Source organism: Shewanella sp., assembly GCF_048265805.1.
In the GTDB taxonomy this organism is placed as follows: Bacteria; Pseudomonadota; Gammaproteobacteria; order Enterobacterales; family Shewanellaceae; genus Shewanella.
The window spans coordinates 178,852-197,224 of record NZ_JBLXAT010000006.1 but is presented as its reverse complement, the minus strand read 5'-3'; the positions used below and the strand labels follow the sequence as shown (position 1 = coordinate 197,224).

General features: G+C 48.2%; 13 protein-coding genes and 1 pseudogene. 13 read left to right on the top strand and 1 reads right to left on the bottom strand.

The features are described 5' to 3' along the window. The first annotated feature begins 39 nt into the window (after positions 1-39). From pstA to ACN0TT_RS06515, 8 genes are all read left to right on the top strand, one after another. Positions 40-1,692, top strand: a complete 1,653-nt coding sequence (gene pstA, locus ACN0TT_RS06550; RefSeq protein ID WP_417761332.1) for a phosphate ABC transporter permease PstA — start codon at positions 40-42, stop codon at positions 1,690-1,692. A gap of 36 nt (positions 1,693-1,728) precedes the next feature. Next, a complete protein-coding gene (gene pstB, locus ACN0TT_RS06545) occupies positions 1,729-2,547 on the top strand; it encodes a phosphate ABC transporter ATP-binding protein PstB (RefSeq protein ID WP_417761331.1) in 819 nt (272 codons plus the stop codon). A 25-nt stretch (positions 2,548-2,572) separates the two neighbouring features. Continuing rightward, positions 2,573-3,274, top strand: coding sequence for a phosphate signaling complex protein PhoU (phoU, locus tag ACN0TT_RS06540; RefSeq protein WP_417761330.1), 702 nt, complete (start codon positions 2,573-2,575; stop codon positions 3,272-3,274). A 160-nt stretch (positions 3,275-3,434) separates the two neighbouring features. Continuing rightward, a complete protein-coding gene (locus ACN0TT_RS06535; RefSeq protein WP_417761329.1) occupies positions 3,435-4,037 on the top strand; it encodes a DUF502 domain-containing protein in 603 nt (200 codons plus the stop codon). A 580-nt stretch (positions 4,038-4,617) separates the two neighbouring features. Next, positions 4,618-6,588 (top strand): BCCT family transporter, encoded by a 1,971-nt coding sequence (locus tag ACN0TT_RS06530; protein WP_417761328.1) that lies wholly within the window; start codon positions 4,618-4,620, stop codon positions 6,586-6,588. A gap of 27 nt (positions 6,589-6,615) precedes the next feature. Then, positions 6,616-6,972 carry a YajD family HNH nuclease gene (locus ACN0TT_RS06525; protein ID WP_417761327.1) on the top strand — a complete coding sequence of 119 codons (357 nt, stop codon included), beginning with the start codon at positions 6,616-6,618 and terminating at the stop codon, positions 6,970-6,972. Positions 6,973-7,197: 225 nt separating this feature from the next. Further along, a complete protein-coding gene (locus tag ACN0TT_RS06520) occupies positions 7,198-8,742 on the top strand; it encodes a peptide MFS transporter (RefSeq protein WP_417761326.1) in 1,545 nt (514 codons plus the stop codon). A gap of 132 nt (positions 8,743-8,874) precedes the next feature. Continuing rightward, positions 8,875-10,584, top strand: a complete 1,710-nt coding sequence (locus tag ACN0TT_RS06515) for a phospho-sugar mutase (protein ID WP_417761325.1) — start codon at positions 8,875-8,877, stop codon at positions 10,582-10,584. A 161-nt stretch (positions 10,585-10,745) separates the two neighbouring features. On the opposite strand, the gene ACN0TT_RS06510 is transcribed toward ACN0TT_RS06515, so the two are convergent. Next, positions 10,746-12,755, bottom strand: coding sequence for a S9 family peptidase (locus tag ACN0TT_RS06510; RefSeq protein WP_417761324.1), 2,010 nt, complete (start codon positions 12,753-12,755; stop codon positions 10,746-10,748). Positions 12,756-12,982: 227 nt separating this feature from the next. Between ACN0TT_RS06510 and ACN0TT_RS06505 the strand changes: the two are divergent. The 5 genes and pseudogenes from ACN0TT_RS06505 to ACN0TT_RS06485 all read left to right on the top strand — a co-directional run bounded on the left by ACN0TT_RS06505 (position 12,983) and on the right by ACN0TT_RS06485 (position 18,179). After that, a pseudogene (locus tag ACN0TT_RS06505) lies at positions 12,983-13,733 on the top strand (IS5 family transposase). 248 nt (positions 13,734-13,981) lie between these two features. Further along, complete coding sequence (locus ACN0TT_RS06500; RefSeq protein ID WP_417761323.1) at positions 13,982-15,535, top strand: diguanylate cyclase domain-containing protein; 1,554 nt, start codon at positions 13,982-13,984, stop codon at positions 15,533-15,535. Positions 15,536-15,571: 36 nt separating this feature from the next. After that, positions 15,572-16,927 (top strand): nucleotide 5'-monophosphate nucleosidase PpnN, encoded by a 1,356-nt coding sequence (gene ppnN, locus ACN0TT_RS06495; protein WP_417761322.1) that lies wholly within the window; start codon positions 15,572-15,574, stop codon positions 16,925-16,927. After that, positions 16,924-17,682 carry a flap endonuclease Xni gene (xni, locus tag ACN0TT_RS06490; RefSeq protein WP_417761321.1) on the top strand — a complete coding sequence of 253 codons (759 nt, stop codon included), beginning with the start codon at positions 16,924-16,926 and terminating at the stop codon, positions 17,680-17,682. Before ppnN ends, xni begins: the two co-directional genes overlap by 4 nt. Positions 17,683-17,783: 101 nt before the next feature. After that, positions 17,784-18,179: a DUF3192 domain-containing protein gene (locus ACN0TT_RS06485; RefSeq protein WP_417761320.1), complete on the top strand. Its 396-nt coding sequence runs from the start codon at positions 17,784-17,786 to the stop codon at positions 18,177-18,179. Positions 18,180-18,373 lie beyond the last annotated feature (194 nt).

Sequence of the window (18,373 nt, the reverse complement as noted above, 5' to 3'; positions counted from 1 at the left end):
TATGATGATGATCTTTTTCACTCGCCGCGAGTTGGCATAATGGGCAGATGGTTTAAATCTGGCGCGCCTTGGATTTGGCTTACTGGCTCTGCCGTAAGCATTAGTTTGATTGCGGTGCTTGGCTTGCTATTGCTGATCGCTTGGCGTGGCCTGAGCTATTTTTGGCCAGCGACTATCTACCAATGGCAACTGCAGGATAATAACGGCCAGCAGTATCGTCTGATTGGTGAGATCCACGATCGAGAGCAAGTACCTACCGAACGCTTAGTGGCGGCAGGGCATCATCTTGCTGACGACACCGGCGAATTTGTTGAGCGTTTCTTGGTAAAAATCGGTAACCGCGAGCTGGTCAGTCTCGATTTTCGCTGGATCCTCGCGAGCGACATTGTCAGCCGCAGTGCCCCGCCAACGTTGGCGGTATTTGAGCGCAGTAAAAATGGTAATTTTTATGGTGAACCCGTAGCAGTATTACAAGCGGGCACCAAGTTGGACACCAATTCGCTTGAACAGTTATTACAACAGCGCATTGATCACGCTGTGGCGTTAAATGCGCAAGCGGATGCGCTACAGAAGCGGGATATCGGTGCAATTAACTACCAGCTGGATCGGTTGCGTTTGCAGGCTCGTAAATATCAGCTTAATGACGACTATACCGAGGCGCATCAAGCGGAAATTGCCGCGGAACAGCAACAGTATCAACAACAATATCAGCAGTTAGAACAGCAATTATTCGCGCTACGCAAACAGGCGGGCCGCGATGCTGTCGTGGTAAAGGATATGCGCGGTGAGCTGGTGACTTTACCGCTCGATAACGTGCTGAACGTGACTTACTCCAACCGCCTGAGCACGTGGCAAAAGCTGCTCACCTGGGGGCAACGCGTTGGTCACTTTGTGAGTGATGAGCCGCGAGAAGCTAACACGGAAGGTGGGGTATTCCCTGCGATATTTGGCACGGTATTTATGGTGTTGTTGATGGCGGTGATTGTGACACCATTTGGTGTGATTGCCGCCGTTTACTTACACGAGTATGCCAAAAATGGCTGGTTAACTCGCATCATCCGCATTGCGGTGATTAACTTAGCTGGGGTGCCGTCGATTGTGTACGGGGTATTTGGTCTAGGCTTTTTTGTGTACATGATCGGTGGCTCTATCGACCAACTGTTTTTCCCTGAAGCTTTGCCGTCGCCAACGTTTGGCTCGCCGGGGATGTTGTGGTCAGCACTCACTTTGGCAATTTTGACGCTACCCGTGGTGATTGTGTCGACCGAAGAAGGCTTAAGCCGTATTCCGAGTGCGATACGCCAAGGCAGCTTAGCGTTGGGCGCGACTAAGGCGGAAACCTTGTTCCGTATCGTGTTGCCAATGGCTAGCCCAGCGATTATGACCGGATTGATTTTGGCGGTGGCGCGCGCCGCTGGTGAGGTTGCCCCGTTGATGCTGGTTGGTGTGGTGAAATTGGCGCCTAACTTGCCACTGGATATGAATTTCCCTTACGTTCACCTTGAGCGCAAATTTATGCATCTTGGCTTTCATATATACGATGTTGGTTTTCAAAGCCCCAACGTTGAAGCGGCGAGACCGCTGGTGTATGCCACCTCATTTTTGCTGGTGACGGTGATTGTGACGCTCAACTTAACAGCGATCAGTGTGCGTAACTATTTACGTGAAAAATATCGCTCACTCGAAAACTGATGGCTGTAGACCAACGAGATAGGATAACTGAATACTATGATTTCACTTGATGCCGCTCATGGCCCTTCGGGCAAAGTGGATCTGCGCCAACTCACACCAGAACAAACGGCGCTGGAAATTAGCGGGCTGGATCTGCATTACGGTGACAAGCAAGCACTGTTTGATGTGTCGATGAAAATTCCACGCAAACAAGTTACCGCATTTATCGGCCCCAGCGGTTGTGGTAAATCAACGCTGTTGCGTTGTATCAACCGCATGAATGATTTGGTGGATGATTGCCGCATCAGTGGTGAAGTGTTGCTCAATGGGCATAACATCTACGATAAAGCGGTGGATGTCGCCAAGCTACGTCGTAACGTGGGGATGGTGTTTCAGCGGCCGAATCCATTTCCTAAATCTATCTATGAAAACGTGGTATACGGCTTGCGCTTGCAAGGCATGAACAACCGCCGCGAGCTTGATGAAGCCTGTGAGCGATCATTGCGTGGTGCGGCCATTTGGGATGAAGTAAAAGACCGTTTGCACGATAACGCGTTTGGTTTGTCTGGCGGTCAGCAACAACGTTTGGTGATTGCGCGTGCCATCGCGATTGAGCCTGAAGTGTTGTTGCTCGACGAACCCACGTCGGCGCTTGACCCTATCTCGACCTTGACGATTGAAGAGCTGATCACCGACCTTAAATCCCGTTTTACGGTAGTGATTGTGACCCACAACATGCAACAAGCGGCGCGGGTGTCCGATCAAACGGCGTTTATGTATCTCGGTGAACTGATTGAGTATGCCGACACTAATACCATTTTCACCACGCCTAAGAAATCGAAGACCGAAGACTACATCACAGGTCGTTACGGCTAAGCGCGGCACAGAAGGATAACTAACGATGGACAATAAACAGCTTACCCGCCATATCTCTGGTCAGTTTAATGCCGAGCTAGAAGATATCCGCAACAAAGTGCTAGCGATGGGCGGTTTAGTCGAGCAGCAACTGGAGCAAGCCTTAGATGCGTTAGGCACCTTAGATATGGAGTTAGCGCAAAAGGTGATTGAAGGCGATCACCGTGTGAATGGCATGGAGGTGGATATCGATGAAGAGTGCACCCGCATTATTGCCAAACGCCAACCTGCCGCCAGTGACTTACGCTTAGTGATTGCAATTTCTAAAACCATTGCTGACTTAGAGCGTATCGGCGACGCCTGCGTACGCATTGCGAAAGCGGCGTTGGAAAAACGCAGTAACCATCAACAACCGTTGTTGGTGAGTATTGAGAGTATGGGGCGCCACGCTACTCGCTTGCTGCACTCAACCTTGGACGCGCTTGCCCGTATGGACGTTGAATCGGCCATTGAACTGCACAAAGAGGATGCCTTGCTCGACAAAGAGTATGAAGGCATCATCCGTCAACTGATGACTTACATGATGGAAGATCCGCGTTCTATTCCCGGTATTCTCGATGTGTTGTGGGCGGCACGCGCGGTGGAGCGGGTAGGGGATCGCTGTAAAAATATCTGTGAGTACGTGATTTACTACGTCAAAGGTCGCGATGTGCGCCACGTATCTTACGAAGAGATGGAAAAAGACTAAATTTCCAGTTTCGCCCGTACGCCGCCATCATTGGCGGCGTTTTTGTAGGCTCTGTCGACGCTAAATACATGCATTGCCACGGTAAAAGCTGATTTCAGTTCGCGGCGGCAGTGTTAACATAGCGGCCTGGCGATATCGCTCATTTTCTTTTGAGGTTGTTATGAAGCGTACCCTTATCCGTGGTTTGCTCAATGTGTTACCTATGGCACTTAGCCTATGGCTGTTTTGGTCGTTGTTTGCATCCTTGGATGAGCTAGGCAACCTGATCTTGTCGCTGGTGGGACTGCACAAATGGTTTACTGGTGCGGGCTTTGTGTTGGTGGTGTTGCTGGTGTTTATTGCCGGTTTACTGTTCTCCGTCAGCCCTATTGCCTGGCTATGGAGTTGGATTGAGCGGCAGTTGATGCGTTTTCCGCTGTTTAAGTCCGTTTACGGCAGTATTCGTGATATCGCCTCGTTGATGAACCGCGACCCATCGAAACCGAAACATCAGCAAACGGTGCTGGTAAAACAGGCAAACGGTGGTTTTGTGGTGGGCTTTATTATGACCGAAACTGCCCCACAACCGTTGATGGATGCGCTGCCTGAGGGCGACTGGGTTCCTGTGCTATTTCAGTTGTCGTATCAGATGGCGGGGATTACCAGTCTGGTAAAACGTTCGGACCTGATTTTTGTCGATTGGTCGTTTGAAGAGGCGATGCGGTTCAATTTAACTGCGGGGATCTCTACTTCTGCTGAAGAATCAGCAACGAAAAAGGATTAATCCGACCATTGCACCAGAGAATGCCCTAATTAGTGCAAATTTGTGTATAATCGTCGCGTATTATTTTAAAAATACGCTCAATCTCGTAACGAATCGACCTATTTGCTTCGGGAAGTTGCTACTTAGTTTTTGCGGCACTCTGGATTTGTAAGCGATAGACGTTCTGGGCAGTTAAGGGGGAAGTATGCTGAAGCATGTCCCGCTTTAAGCGCAGTAATACGATGGCTTACAAATCCCCGCAGGGCACGATATACCGTCTCATCGATTGGGTCGCTGTTTTGGCAAAGGATTAATTATTTGCTATACGCCGCGACTCGTTGCTGTAGGCCGTACATCAACGCAGAGCACGTTTTGAACTCAGTTGCTGTTTCCCGCGATTCGTGACCGGCAATCTTTGCCTAGATTGGCTGCTTTCCCAGAAAAGGAGAATTACTCTGCCGCGGGAAAAGTATGGTCGCTGAGATTGGATATAACAACGATTAACCCAAAAGGCAGAAAGTTGGTTGTCTTGACATATACTTAAGCACGTTTTGCTTGAGAACAGCGTGTTTGGGCAACCTTTCAACTAATGGGAGTGTTCATGTCTTTTAAATCCAGTATTAACGGTCCGGTATTTTATCCGTCCGTCATTTGTCTTTTTGCGCTGGTACTTTTCGGCGTACTTTGGCCACAATCCGCGCAAACATTATTCGATAGTGTGCAAAACTGGCTTCAAATCAAAGCAGGTTGGCTGTATATCCTTGGGGTTGCAGGCTTTCTTATCTTTATTGTCTTTATCATGCTCAGTCGCTACGGCGACATTAAGTTAGGCCCCGACCATTCGGAGCCGGATTACAATTATGGTACTTGGATTGCCATGCTGTTCTCTGCCGGTATGGGCATCGGTTTGATGTTCTTCGGTATCGGCGAACCTGTGATGCACTTTTTGACCCCACCGGATGCCGAACCTGGCAGCATGGAAGCGGCAAAAGAAGCGCTAAAAATTACCTTCTTCCACTGGGGCTTACACGCTTGGGCTATTTATGCGGTAGTCGCGTTGAGTTTGGCCTACTTTAGCTACCGCCATAAGTTGCCATTGTTGCCGCGTAGTGCGTTGTACCCGCTGATTGGTGAGCGTATTTATGGCCCTATCGGCCATATCGTCGATACCTTGGCTGTTATTGGTACTGTGCTTGGTGTGGCAACGTCACTCGGCTTTGGTGTAGCGCAGGTGAACTCAGGTTTGCATTACTTGATTGGTGATAGTCTGCCAATTTCACCAATGGTTCAGGTTATTTTGATCGCGATTATCACTGGTTTAGCCACCATCTCAGTAGTTACAGGGGTGGATAAAGGCATTAAAATCCTCAGTGAATTAAACATGGGCTTAGCCTTCATCCTGATGGTGTTTGTGCTGTTAGTCGGGCCGACTGTCGATTTGCTGCAACATTTCGTACAGAACACTGGCGCGTATTTAAGCGATATAGTCAATAAAACCTTTAACTTGTACGCCTACCAGCAGAAGAATGACTGGTTGGGTGGTTGGACCCTGTTCTACTGGGGTTGGTGGATCTCTTGGTCACCATTCGTAGGTACCTTCATCGCGCGCGTGTCTCGTGGCCGGACTATCCGTCAGTTCTTGGTCGGTGTGATGTTCGTACCATCTGGCTTCACCTTCCTGTGGATGACCATTTTTGGTAACTCAGCGATTGATGCCATCATGAATCATGGTGCGCAGTATTTGGCTGACGCGGTATCGTCAGATGTGTCCGTGGCGCTGTTTACCTTCTTTGAGCACGTGCCATTTACCAGTTTACTGTCGGTATTGGCTGTGTGCCTGGTGGTGACCTTCTTTGTCACGTCGTCAGACTCTGGTTCATTGGTGGTTGATAACTTAACGTCAGGCGGCGATGAAAACGCGCCAGTATGGCAGCGTGTATTTTGGGCGTTGGCAGAAGGTGTGGTTGCATCAGCGTTGTTGTTGGCGGGTGGTTTGAAAGCGTTACAAACGGCATCTATTGCCAGTGCCATGCCGTTCTTGATTGTGATGATCTTGATGTGTATAGGCTTGTTTAAAGCGCTGAAAGATGACCGCTTGAAGCTGATGAGTGTCAGGTTGCACAACTCTACCGTACAGTACACTAAGACGAGTGTACCTTGGCAGGAGCATTTGGATGTATTGATTTCGCATCCATCCTACAAAGAAGCGCGCAGTTATCTCGACCAAATCGCTGAAGATGCGTTAACCGTGGTACAGAAAGAGTTTAAACGCCGTGGTATCACCGCTGATCTGCACTACGATAACGACAATGATCGTATTCGTTTGATCATTGATGGCGATGAGCAGCAAACTTTTGTTTACGCTCTACGGGTGCGCAGTTACACCATGCCGACCTTGTCGGATGATAGTGATAAAAACTATTATCGTGTGGAAGTATTTCTGGAGCATGGCGGTCAGTACTATGACGTTATGGGCTATACGGCTGAGCAGTTGCAGGCTGACGTAGTCACTCAATATGAGAAATACCGTCATTATCTGCACTTATCCGGTGCGGAATACAACACACTGTAAACGCTTTGTATTAGGAATATCATTGTCATGGCGACAGCGAGTAAGTTAGACCAAGTTTTAGCACAAGCAAAAGAGTATCAAGCTACACGTGAGCAGGGCTATCGGGAACGGGCACTAAAACTCTACCCATGGGTTTGTGGACGTTGTGCTCGGGAATTTACTCATAAAAATTTGCGGGAGTTGACGGTACACCATCGTGATCACAATCATGATAATAATCCGTCAGATGGCTCGAACTGGGAATTACTTTGCTTGTATTGCCATGATAATGAGCACGCTCGGTTCGAAGAACTGGTACAATACGGCGATACCCGCGAATCGGCACAGTCGACTGCGACTTATAGCCCTTTCGCGGGTTTAAAAGATATGTTGGCTAAAAAATAACAAATACCAATATAACGATCTGATAAAAAATAAATAATTAATAAATCTTCTTCATTTTTTCTTGGCACGAAGCCACTTCACATCAAACTTTGTTGATGGCTGAGCAAAAAGTAGACAGATTATTTGTAACAAAGTCTATATTTGTTGAACTCCGCCATTGGCTAGAGCATATCCAGCAAATATACTTTGTGCGTTTATATTACAACAATGATGGAAGCAAGCGATATGACTCTTGGCTCGGCTAAGGTGAGTAAGACACATTCGTTTATGACGGTGTCACTCATCGAATTGTGGGAACGTTTCGGCTATTACGGCATGCAAGCTCTGATCGTGTACTTTATGGTGCAACGTTTAGGCTTCGACGATGACCGTGCTAACTTGGTGTGGAGTGCGTGCGCCGCCTTGATTTATGTGTCACCCGCTATTGGTGGTTGGGTAGGCGATAAAGTCCTCGGCACAAAACGTACCATGCTGCTTGGTGCAGCAATCCTGTCATTGGGTTATGCCCTGATGACGGTTCCAACCGAAAACACTTGGTTCCTGTTCTCTGCGTTAGGCGTAATTGTTGTCGGTAACGGTTTGTTTAAACCCAACGCTGGTAACTTAGTTCGCAAAATCTATGAAGGCGACGATTCTAAAATCGATAGTGCTTTCACCATCTACTACATGGCGGTAAACGTTGGCTCTACCATCTCCATGTTGTTGACTCCGTGGATTAAAGACTATGTGAATGCAACCTATGAAGGCACTCACTATGGTTGGCATGCCGCGTTTGCCGTGTGTTGTGTGGGTCTGTTAGTTGGCTTAGGTAACTATGCACTGATGGCCAAGACTCTGAAAATGTACGGTTCAGAGCCAGACAATCATCCAGCGAATAAGAAGAAATTGGGTGCAGTATTGATCCTTGCTTTAGCGTCAGTAGCGCTGTCTGCCATCATTCTTGAATACCAAACACTGGCACGTATCTTCGTGTACATTGCTGGTATCGCGGTATTGGCTATCTTTATTCACTTGATTCGTACCAGTGAGCCAAGTGAACGTGCGGGTTTGATTGCGGCATTAGTATTGACCGTACAAACCGTATTCTTCTTCGTCTTCTATCAACAGATGTCCACGTCGCTGGCGCTGTTTGCGTTGCGTAACGTCGATTGGGATTTCACTGTATTTGGTATGCACCTGTGGACTTGGTCTCCAGCGCAGTTCCAAGCATTGAACCCCATCTGGATCATGCTGTTGAGTCCACTGTTAGCCTATCTGTACGCTACGGCTGGCCGTAACAATAAAGATATTTCGATTGCCGCTAAGTTTGCCCTTGGTTTTGCCGTTGTGGCCATCGGCTTCTTCATCTACGGCTTTGCAGGGCAGTTCGCAGTAGACGGTAAAACTTCTTCATGGGTGATGATCTGGGGCTACGGTGCTTACTCATTAGGTGAGTTGCTGGTATCGGGTCTGGGTCTGGCGATGATTGCTCGCTACGTACCAGAACGTATGGGTGGCTTTATGATGGGCGCTTACTTCGTTGCTTCAGGTATTTCACAATACCTTGGTGGCGTGGTAGCTAACTTTGCTAGCGTACCCAAAGGTCTGACTGACCCGCTGGAAACGCTGGACATCTACACCAGCCTGTTTAATAAGTTGGGTTATGCGGCGGTCATTTGTACCATCATTGCGTTGGCGGTATTGCCACTGATGCGTCGCTTGACCAACACTCACCATTCACATACTAACTCTGCTGCAGAATCGCTGAGTGATGTGAAAGCTGAACAATAATATGTAATTTGTTGAAAAAAGCTGCTGCGGCAGCTTTTTTTATACCTGTTTTCTGAAATGTCAGGTTTTCCTTGAGGCATAACAATAAGTTGCATACCCTTATTCCCTAGTAAGTTTTTGGAAGGTAATTCTATGGATAGCCAATTGGCGTTAGTGTTAAAGAACTGGCTAGCGCTTGACCCAGATCCAGCCACCCAACATGAGCTGGCTAAATTAATCAACGCAGGCGATGAGGCTGAGCTACAACAGCGTTTTCACGGCCGCTTAGCCTTTGGCACCGCGGGATTACGTGGTGTTGTAGGCGCAGGACCAACGCGCATGAATCTACTGGTGATCCGCCAAACGGCGGCGGGTTTGGGGCATTACTTGTTAGATCAAGTGGCAGATGCTGCTAAGCGCGGAGTGGTTATTGGTTACGATGGCCGCCCAGATTCGCAACGTTTTGCACATAACACCGCTGAGGTGCTTACCTCACTCGGCATCGAAGTACATCTTACCAATCAAGTGTGTCCAACGCCGCTAGTCGCCTATGGCGTGAAGCACCTCAACGCGGCCGCAGGAGTGGTTGTCACGGCCAGCCATAATCCACCAGAATACAACGGCTTTAAAGTTTATTGGGAAAATGGTGCGCAGATTATTCCACCGCACGATGCAGGAATTGCTGCACGCATTGAACAGGCCGCCACGACGGAAGTGCGTACCTTGCCGTTGGCTCAAGCGGAAAAACAACAGTTATTGCACTGGTTGAGTGAAGCCTTTTTTAGTGATTATGCTAAAGCGGTGGCGGCCTCAGCATTACTGCAATCGCAGGCTCCAACCGACTTTGCTATTGCCTACACCGCCATGCACGGTGTGGGTGCCAAAATGGCGAAGCGACTGCTCAAGCAAGCAGGCTTCAATCAAGTGTACTCAGTGGCGGCGCAGCAAGAGCCGGATGGTACATTCCCCACGGTAAAATTCCCTAATCCGGAAGAACCGGGCGCCATGGATTTGGTGATTGATGAAGCGCGTAAACACGATGCGTTAATCGCTTGTGCTAATGATCCTGACGCAGACCGTTTAGCCGTTGCGGTAAAGCGTGGTAGTGATTACCAACTGCTAAGTGGCGACCAAGTCGGCTTGTTGTTGGGGCATTATCTGTTGAGTAAGGCACCCGCAGAGCAGCGCCTTGTGGGCACGACCATAGTGTCATCCTCTATCTTAGCGGCGATTGCCGCTGCCGCTGGCGGTCAAAGCTATACAACCTTAACCGGCTTTAAGTGGCTAACCAATGTGGCCATGCAGCAGGAAGATGAACAGCATCAGTTCCTGTTCGCCTATGAAGAGGCGCTGGGTTACACCATTGGTAGTTTAGTACGAGATAAAGATGGACTGACGGCATTGCTGGCGTTTGCGCAATTGATGGCAGAATTACAGCAGCTAGATAAGACTCTCTGGCAATATTTGGATGAGATCTATCGTGCCCATGGTATGTACTTAAACCGTCAAGTTAGCATTGCGTTGAACGCAGATAGTGCAGATATCGGTAGCCGTTTACGTGCCGAGCCGCCGCAGCAGATTGCTGGGATTTCGGTGGTTGCGGTGGAAGATATTAAACGTGGTGTGCGTATAGATAGTGCAGGTGAACACCCACTTACCTTACCAAGCAGTGATGTACTGATTTATCATCTGCAAGATCAGTCACGTGTGGTCGTGCGGCCGTCGGGGACGGAACCTAAACTTAAGTGCTATTATCAGGTGGTGCAGCCGATGGCTGACGACACCTATGCTGTTGCTGAGGTGAAAGGTGCCGAGCGGTTAAAGCGCTTAATTACGCAGCATCAGCAAGCACTGAATGGATAATCGGTTAATTGCGGTCAAAAAAAGCAGAGCCTAGGCTCTGCTTTTTGCATCTGGCTTGTGGGTGCTGACCTTGGTAGCGTCCGGCTTATTAAGCGTCACAGGGACACAACGGGTTTGAATTGAACCAAACATCCAACATGCAAGGCTAACAGCTCCCGAGGTTAATCCGCTGTTTTATGTTTATCAAACCAGGCCAATACATATACCACTTTACGCATCAGGTTGGATGGTCTGGCGGTAATGTGGTGGCCAGAGCCCGCGATTCGCACCATAGCAGTATCGACCTTGCGCAGCTTAAGCGCTTGATAGAATTGCTCAGTTTCGGAAATCGGCGTGCGATAGTCTTGTTCGCCAGTCATCAGCATGGTCGGCGTAGTGACGTTGCCAACGCGAGATAATGGTGAGCGCTGCCAATAACCCATTGGGTCTTCCCATGGCATTTTATCGAACCAGTATTCAGTAAAGTAAGGGCTAAAATCGGCAGTGAGCACAAAGCTCGCCCAGTTAATCACGGGTTTTGCGACTACCGCAGCGCGGAAGCGGTCAGTTGTGCCAACAATCCATGCAGTTAACACGCCGCCACCAGAGCCCCCCGTGACGAACAAGTTATCTTGATCGATATAACCTTGGGCGATAGTGTCATCCACCGCGCTCATGAGGTCATCATAATCTTGGCTTGGGTAGTTATGGTGGATTTTATTGGCAAAGTCGGCGCCGTAGCTGGTTGAACCGCGAGGGTTGATGTACACCACCACGTAGCCCGCATTAGCGTACAGCTGCATTTCAGCAGCAAAGCGCTCACCATAGTTGGCAAATGGGCCACCGTGGATTTCTAGCAATAACGGATAACGTTTTTTAGGATCAAAATTTGGCGGTAATACGCGCCAGCCCTGAATTGGCAGCCCGTCAGCGCTGGATTTCACCCAAAACTCTTGTACTTTGCCAAGGCTTTTAAAGGTAAACAGATCATCATTTAGACGCGTAAGGCGCTTTGGTTTATCGCCCTTTCTGACAATGGCGATATCGGCTGGATGGTTGGTGCTGGTTTGGGTATAGGCCAGTTGGCCATCCGCCACAGAAAAGCTGCCACTGGCGTATGGTCGGCCGATATCTTCGCCACCAACATCGTCGGTAATATCGTTCAATTTGCCACTTAGCGTGGTATAGGCCAGTTTGGTATGGCCTTGATCGTCGTAGCTCAGATATAAGCCGTCACTGTGTTCATCCCAGGCAATGTCATTGATGGAGCGATCGAGCTTGCTACTGATTAACTTGGCCCCTGAGCCATCTTTATTCATCAGGTACAAGCTGACGTTTTGATAGCCCAGCTTTTGGTCATCAAACCCGAGATAGGCGATATATTTGCCGTTGGGCGACACGTTAGGGGAATTATCTGGGCCGTTGCGATCAGTTAATTGCGTGGTTTTACCGTTAATGGTGACGCGATACAGTTCGCTGTTTGATGCTTGGTATTCCCAGTCGTCATGTTCGTTGGCGCTGTAGACAATTGATTTACTGTCGGCGTCCCAGCTGTAGGCGCCACCATGATTATAAGCACTGTGGGTTAACTGGTGTGGTGTACCACCACTGGCTGACATGATAAATAGCTGACGAATATCATCATTGAGGTATCCCGCGCCATCGGCGCGATAGAACATGTCATCAATAACGGTCGCATCGGCTTCCCACTGCGCACCTTTAGGCTTGGTTGGCATAGTGGCAAAGCTGTTACTCGGAGCGGCAACGGGTAGGGTGAAGGCAATCCATTTGCCGTCGGGTGAGAAGCTTATATTGGTGGGATAGCCGGTTACATTAGTCAGGCGAGCGGTGTCACCACTGTCTAACCAACGCAGATATAACTGGTTGCTGCCATCTTTATCGCTGACATAGAGCAGTTGTTTGCCATCGGGTGACCACACTGGCGATGACGCATTATTGGGGCCGGATGTTATCGGACGATGTTGGCTGCCGTTGCTATTTACCAACCACAGATTGCCGTAGCTATGGTCGGTTTTGATATCCATTGCGGTACGCACATAGACAATCTGTTTACCGTTTGGGGAGATTTGTGGGCTGGTGGCATACTCCAGATCGAATACATCAAGTGGTGAGAACGGGTCTGCCAATACTGGTGCCGCGAACATGGCGACCAGCAATAAAGGTGTTTTCATTATGCTTTCCCTATTTATCGTTATGTTGATTACCCCAAACGGTAGTAATCCAATATTGTGCTTTCGGGATTAGCATACCGTGAATAGATAGGGGTTGATTGCAGAGATGTTGGTAAATTGTAACCTATTGCTTTCTCTAGGCAGTGTTGATCTTTGTGTAAGAAATGAACGGCATAGCATCAAGGTATAATGGTTTCGCTAAAAATCTTTACACCTAGGATGATGCTATGCCGCGAACAATGTTAACAGATAACGCATGGAAAAAGTTAAAACATGTACTCACCGAAAGTGGGCGCGTTTACAACAAGTACGAACACAGAAATACCCTAGAAGGTATTCTCTATCGAATGCGAACTGGTATCCAGTGGCGAGATTTACCGCCAGAGTTTGGTCTCTGGAACACGATTTAACTTATGGTCAAAAAAAGGTGTTATAGACAAACTACTTCACTGCTTAGCACAAGACAGTGATACAGAATGGTTGTTCATCGATGGCAGTATTGTCAAAGCACATCAGGATAGTGCGCGAAGTGGACGCAAAGATGAAGAAGCTATAGGTAAAAGCCGAGGTGGAAACTCAACTAAAATTCATTTAGTGGTAGATAGTGGCGGTTTGCCAGTTTATTTCGAATTATCAGGTGGTCAGGTTAACGATATTGTCCATGCCACGAGCTTAGTTAGTCATGCGCCGACAGCGCAACAGGTCATTGCCGACAAGGGCTATGACAGTAATCCACTTCGAGGCTTTATTGAAGATAGAGGTAGCCAATCTCAGATCCCGCGGAAGCAAAATAGCACTGAAGGAAACCACGATATGGACTGGTGCTTATATGGATACCGACACCTGGTTGAGAACGCTTTCATGAAGATGAAGAAGTACCGAGCGGTAGCCACTCGCTATGACAAACTAGCAAGGAATTACCAAAGTATGGTTACTCTGGCGTGTGTAATGATGTGGCTACCGATGTATTGCGACTAATAAATCAACAAAGATCAACACACTCTAGGCGGTTTAATGAACCTCTCACATGACGGCTGCAGCAAAAATGCGCGACTAAGGTCAACAGTCGCTAATATTGTTTGATCTAGCCAATGGCAATTGGATGGAATCGTTTGCAGTGGCAGGGATTTGCTATACCATTTATTGAAAAGCTAAGTGCATTGAAGGCGATGCTCAAATAGAGCCCACCTCCCAACGCTATCGAACGCCGAAGGAATGACACTAGAATGAAAGAAGCGAGTGCAAGCCTGTCACAGAGCGCGCTGTACAAAGAAAGACTAGCGGCAGCTCAGTCCTCACTAGCTGAATTGACAGAAGATAGAGACGCCAAACTCCGGGCTTTATCGAGTTTCATTGGTCATCTAAGCCTTGCCTGTAAAGGCCAGAATTTAGAACTCGACAATAAACTGGCAAAGCTGCGCGTCACCATTAACGACCTTGATAAAATTGATGATGTTCTACCTGAACTGGTCGATATTGAACGTTTATTAAAACACCACTACCACCATGTAATGACCAAATTGGAACAGGGCCGTGATGGCTTGTCCCGCTTTAGTCGGCAGCTGCAACGCGTGGAAGATGTGCCCGATAAACTGCGTAAAGAGCTGGGCTACTTCAAACAAGATCTCGCTAAACCCTTCCACACAGTATGGGACTATATTCCCAAAGTGGAACGGCTGGTAGCCTTTTACGAACAGACTTTAGCCCTGTGTTTTGACGAAAATACCGCGGTTAACTATCTGCCTAAGTATCGCCAACTCGCCCATGAATTAGCGCAGATAATTTCTGAGATCGATTTTTCTAAAGCGCAACGCGATCAGGTATTGGTCATCAAAGAGCAGCTGGCAGACGAGATTGATATCGATGCCTTGCTGGAAGCATATCAAACCATTATGAGCATGTTGCTCAACAACATTGCGGCAGAGAAAAGCGCATCGCATGAGTTTCTGTTTGCCTTGAATGAAGCGCTAGTCTCGGTACGCGATTCAATTAACGAATCTTTTGTGCAAACCCAGCGCAGCCAGCAGCTCAAGCAACAGCTTAACCGCGATATTAATGGTCAAGTCGATAATGTTGAGGCTGGTCTAGACAACTTTTCAGAAACCGCACAGATGAAGCAGCACGTGATTGAACAATTAGCGGTGCTGCGCACCAGTTTGTCACGTAAAGAAACGTTAGAGTTACGCGAAGTGGCACTGCTGAAAAAATCAGTAGATGCTTTGCGGCAAGAGATTGGCGAACTCACCGCCGAAACCTCATCGTACAAAGAGAAACTATTTGAACAGCAAAAACTCAATCTGCTCGATAGTCTAACGCAGTTACCTAACCGCGCCGCACTTGATGAACGGATGGAACAGGAATATCGTCATTACCAACGTCACCGCAATCCGTTATGGGTCGCTGTAGCGGATATTGACCACTTCAAATCGATCAACGACAACTTTGGCCACACCACGGGTGATAAAACGTTGCAAGTGATCGCCATGGCGCTCAAGAACTCACTGCGCGATACCGAGTTTGTCGCCCGCTACGGCGGCGAAGAGTTTGTCATGCTGCTGCCTGACGTTTCTCACACCGATATAGGACGCCTGCTCAACCGCGTGCGTGAAAAAATTAAAAATATTCCATTTAAATTTAAAAATCAGCGTATTACAGTTACATTATCTGTCGGCGCTGCCAAAATTATCGACGGTGAGCATATCCTCGAAACTTTTGAACGAGCCGATGCTGCGCTCTATAAAGCCAAACACGAAAGCAGGGACAGGGTTATTATTGATTGATGGAACAACTCCTGTACCTGATAAAAAGGAGTTAGAATGATCGTCAAAATCAGTCCACGCGGTAGTATGGACCAACTGTCTCAACTAGAAGTAGACAGCCTCAAACAAGGCGCCAGCAGCGAGCTATATCAGCTATATCGCAACTGCTCACTGGCCGTACTCTCCTCTGGCGCCCAAACAGATGATGCCAAATCGTTGTTTGCCATGTATAACAATTTTGCCATCAATATCTTACGTCGAGAACGCGGTATTAAACTGGAGTTGGTCAATCCACCCGTCAGTGCGTTTGTAGACGAACAGATCATCATAGGTATTCAAGAACACCTGTTTGCGGTACTGCGCGACATAATCTACGTGCGCCACAAATTCAATAACCTCAAACATATCGACTTAACCGACCCAACCCACATCACTAACATGGTGTTTGATATTTTGCGTAATGCGCGCGCTATATCGCCGATACAAGATCCTAATGTAGTGGTGTGTTGGGGCGGCCATAGCATCAACCAAGTTGAGTACAAATACACCAAAGAAGTGGGCTATCAACTTGGCTTAAGAAAACTCGATATCTGTACCGGCTGTGGCCCCGGCGCCATGAAAGGCCCAATGAAGGGCGCCGCTATCGGCCATGCAAAACAGCGTATTCATAATCCACGCTACATTGGCCTGACCGAACCAAGCATTATTGCCGCAGAGCCACCTAACCAGATCGTGAACGAACTGGTGATCATGCCAGATATTGAAAAACGCCTTGAAGCCTTTGTACGTATGGGCCATGGCATTGTCATCTTCCCCGGCGGCCCCGGTACTGCGGAAGAACTCTTGTATATGCTTGGTATTCTGCTGCATGAGAAAAACCGTGAGATCCCGTTTCCATTGATCCTGACGGGACCGAACGAAAGCGCGGCCTATTTTGAAGAGCTAGATGCGTTTATCGGGGCTACATTGGGCCAAGAAGCACAAAGCAAATATCAGATTATTATTGATAACCCTGAAGAGGTTGCGCGACAGATGCGCCATGCGATGGAGCAAGTCAAACAGCACCGCAAACATACCGGTGACTCTTATCAGTACCAATGGGGACTGACCATTGCTCCAGACTTCCAGTTGCCGTTTGAGCCAACCCACGAGGCAATGGAATCATTAGACTTACACTTCGGCCAAGAAAAAGCGCAGCTGGCTGCCAACTTGCGCAAAGCGTTTTCGGGAATTGTGGCGGGTAATGTCAAAGCGGAAACGATGCAGCAAGTGGAAGAACATGGCCCATTTCAGTTGCGCGGCGACGCGGCGCTGATGGCACTGATGGACAAGTTATTGTCCGCCTTTGTTGACCAACAACGGATGAAATTACCGGGCAACGCTTATACGCCCTGTTACCAAATTAGCAAATGAACCGACTTTTAATTATCGATGGAATGAATCTGGTGCGCCGTATTTTAGCGGCGCAACCCGATCAGCAAGACATGCAAGCCCTTGAGCAGCGCACACTCGCGGCTTGCCGTAAACTGTGCCAGCATCACCAACCAAGCCACGTGGTGATGGTGTGGGACGGCACTGAAATGTCGTGGCGCAAACAACTCTACCCCGACTACAAGAAAGGGCGTAAGCCAATGCCAGAATCACTGGCACAAGGTTTACCCACGCTTATTGAACATTTTGCCAGTCAAGGCTTTAACTCCTTGATGGCGGACTCTGAAGCCGATGATGTCATCGCTACCCTCGCCTATAAACTCAGCCAATCAGGCGGTGAAGCGATTATTGTGTCTACCGATAAAGGTTTTGCGCAGCTTAACCTGAAATCAGTTAATCAGTGGGATTACTTCGCCAATCAGTGGCTGGATATCGCCGCACTGGAACACAAACTTGGGATCTCACGTCATCAGCTATTAGATTTTGCCGCTTTGAGCGGTGACAGTGGCAATAAGATCCCCGGCATTAGCGGGATCGGCCCGAAGTCAGCGGCCGAGCTATTACGTACCTACCGCTCACTGGCCAATATCTACAATGCGATTGATAAACTGGGGCCGAAGCAAGCACAAAAACTGGCGGAAGGCCGAGATATAGCGCGGCTCAGCTACAAGTTAGCCAAGCTAAAAACCGACCTATCGCTACATGTCCGGTTAAGTGACTACCGCCTGCGAAATTAACCTTTTATTCATATCACGCCAAATTATCTTACAATTGCCGGTTGAATATCACTGGCAATTCAGTAGATGATACGGGCAGAAGATTGAATTAAGGGACGGTAATGAAAAGCAAAATTCCGGTGCTGATTGGTGGAATATTTCTCGCCTACTTAACCTTTGTCGGCGTGATTTTGATGGTCTATGAACCATCCCCCGACGATATGGATTGGGAAGATAGGCAAGCATTTAACCGCGGTAAAATTAGCGAATTACAGATTGGCGAGCCGCTGAGTGAAATTCAGCTCCATATGGGACACCCTGATTTCTCTGAGGCGAAAGTCAGTGGCGATAAGCAGCTACGCGTGTTGTTCTATCAAACCCAACGTAAAGTGGCTGATGGACAACTGACCCGCGATGAATGCACACCGCTGCTATTTGTAAATGATCAACTCATAGCTTGGGGTGAAGATACCTATCAGCAGTATCTGCAACCAACACCAACGAGTACAACCAATTGATTGATCATCTAACAAAAAAGCAGCCAACTGACTAATGCAGATCGCTTTAAGTCATTGAACGATCCTGAGCAGACGTCATAATCGGTCTCAACATTGTTGAGGCCGATTTTTTATACAAATTCTCTACAGAGTTAAAGATTAACGCCGAGTTTTTGCCAGAAATATCGCCTCAATGCGTTTGCTAAACAGAAATA

Excerpts from the sequence above, each read along its gene's own strand:
- pstA (WP_417761332.1), top strand. The coding sequence starts at position 40 with ATGGGCAGATGGTTTAAATCTGGCGCGCCTTGGATTTGGCTTACTGGC.
- pstB (WP_417761331.1), top strand. The coding sequence starts at position 1,729 with ATGATTTCACTTGATGCCGCTCATGGCCCTTCGGGCAAAGTGGATCTG.
- phoU (WP_417761330.1), top strand. The coding sequence starts at position 2,573 with ATGGACAATAAACAGCTTACCCGCCATATCTCTGGTCAGTTTAATGCC.
- ACN0TT_RS06535 (WP_417761329.1), top strand. The coding sequence starts at position 3,435 with ATGAAGCGTACCCTTATCCGTGGTTTGCTCAATGTGTTACCTATGGCA.
- ACN0TT_RS06530 (WP_417761328.1), top strand. The coding sequence starts at position 4,618 with ATGTCTTTTAAATCCAGTATTAACGGTCCGGTATTTTATCCGTCCGTC.
- ACN0TT_RS06525 (WP_417761327.1), top strand. The coding sequence starts at position 6,616 with ATGGCGACAGCGAGTAAGTTAGACCAAGTTTTAGCACAAGCAAAAGAG.
- ACN0TT_RS06520 (WP_417761326.1), top strand. The coding sequence starts at position 7,198 with ATGACTCTTGGCTCGGCTAAGGTGAGTAAGACACATTCGTTTATGACG.
- ACN0TT_RS06515 (WP_417761325.1), top strand. The coding sequence starts at position 8,875 with ATGGATAGCCAATTGGCGTTAGTGTTAAAGAACTGGCTAGCGCTTGAC.
- ACN0TT_RS06510 (WP_417761324.1), bottom strand. The coding sequence starts at position 12,755 with ATGAAAACACCTTTATTGCTGGTCGCCATGTTCGCGGCACCAGTATTG.
- ACN0TT_RS06500 (WP_417761323.1), top strand. The coding sequence starts at position 13,982 with ATGAAAGAAGCGAGTGCAAGCCTGTCACAGAGCGCGCTGTACAAAGAA.
- ppnN (WP_417761322.1), top strand. The coding sequence starts at position 15,572 with ATGATCGTCAAAATCAGTCCACGCGGTAGTATGGACCAACTGTCTCAA.
- xni (WP_417761321.1), top strand. The coding sequence starts at position 16,924 with ATGAACCGACTTTTAATTATCGATGGAATGAATCTGGTGCGCCGTATT.
- ACN0TT_RS06485 (WP_417761320.1), top strand. The coding sequence starts at position 17,784 with ATGAAAAGCAAAATTCCGGTGCTGATTGGTGGAATATTTCTCGCCTAC.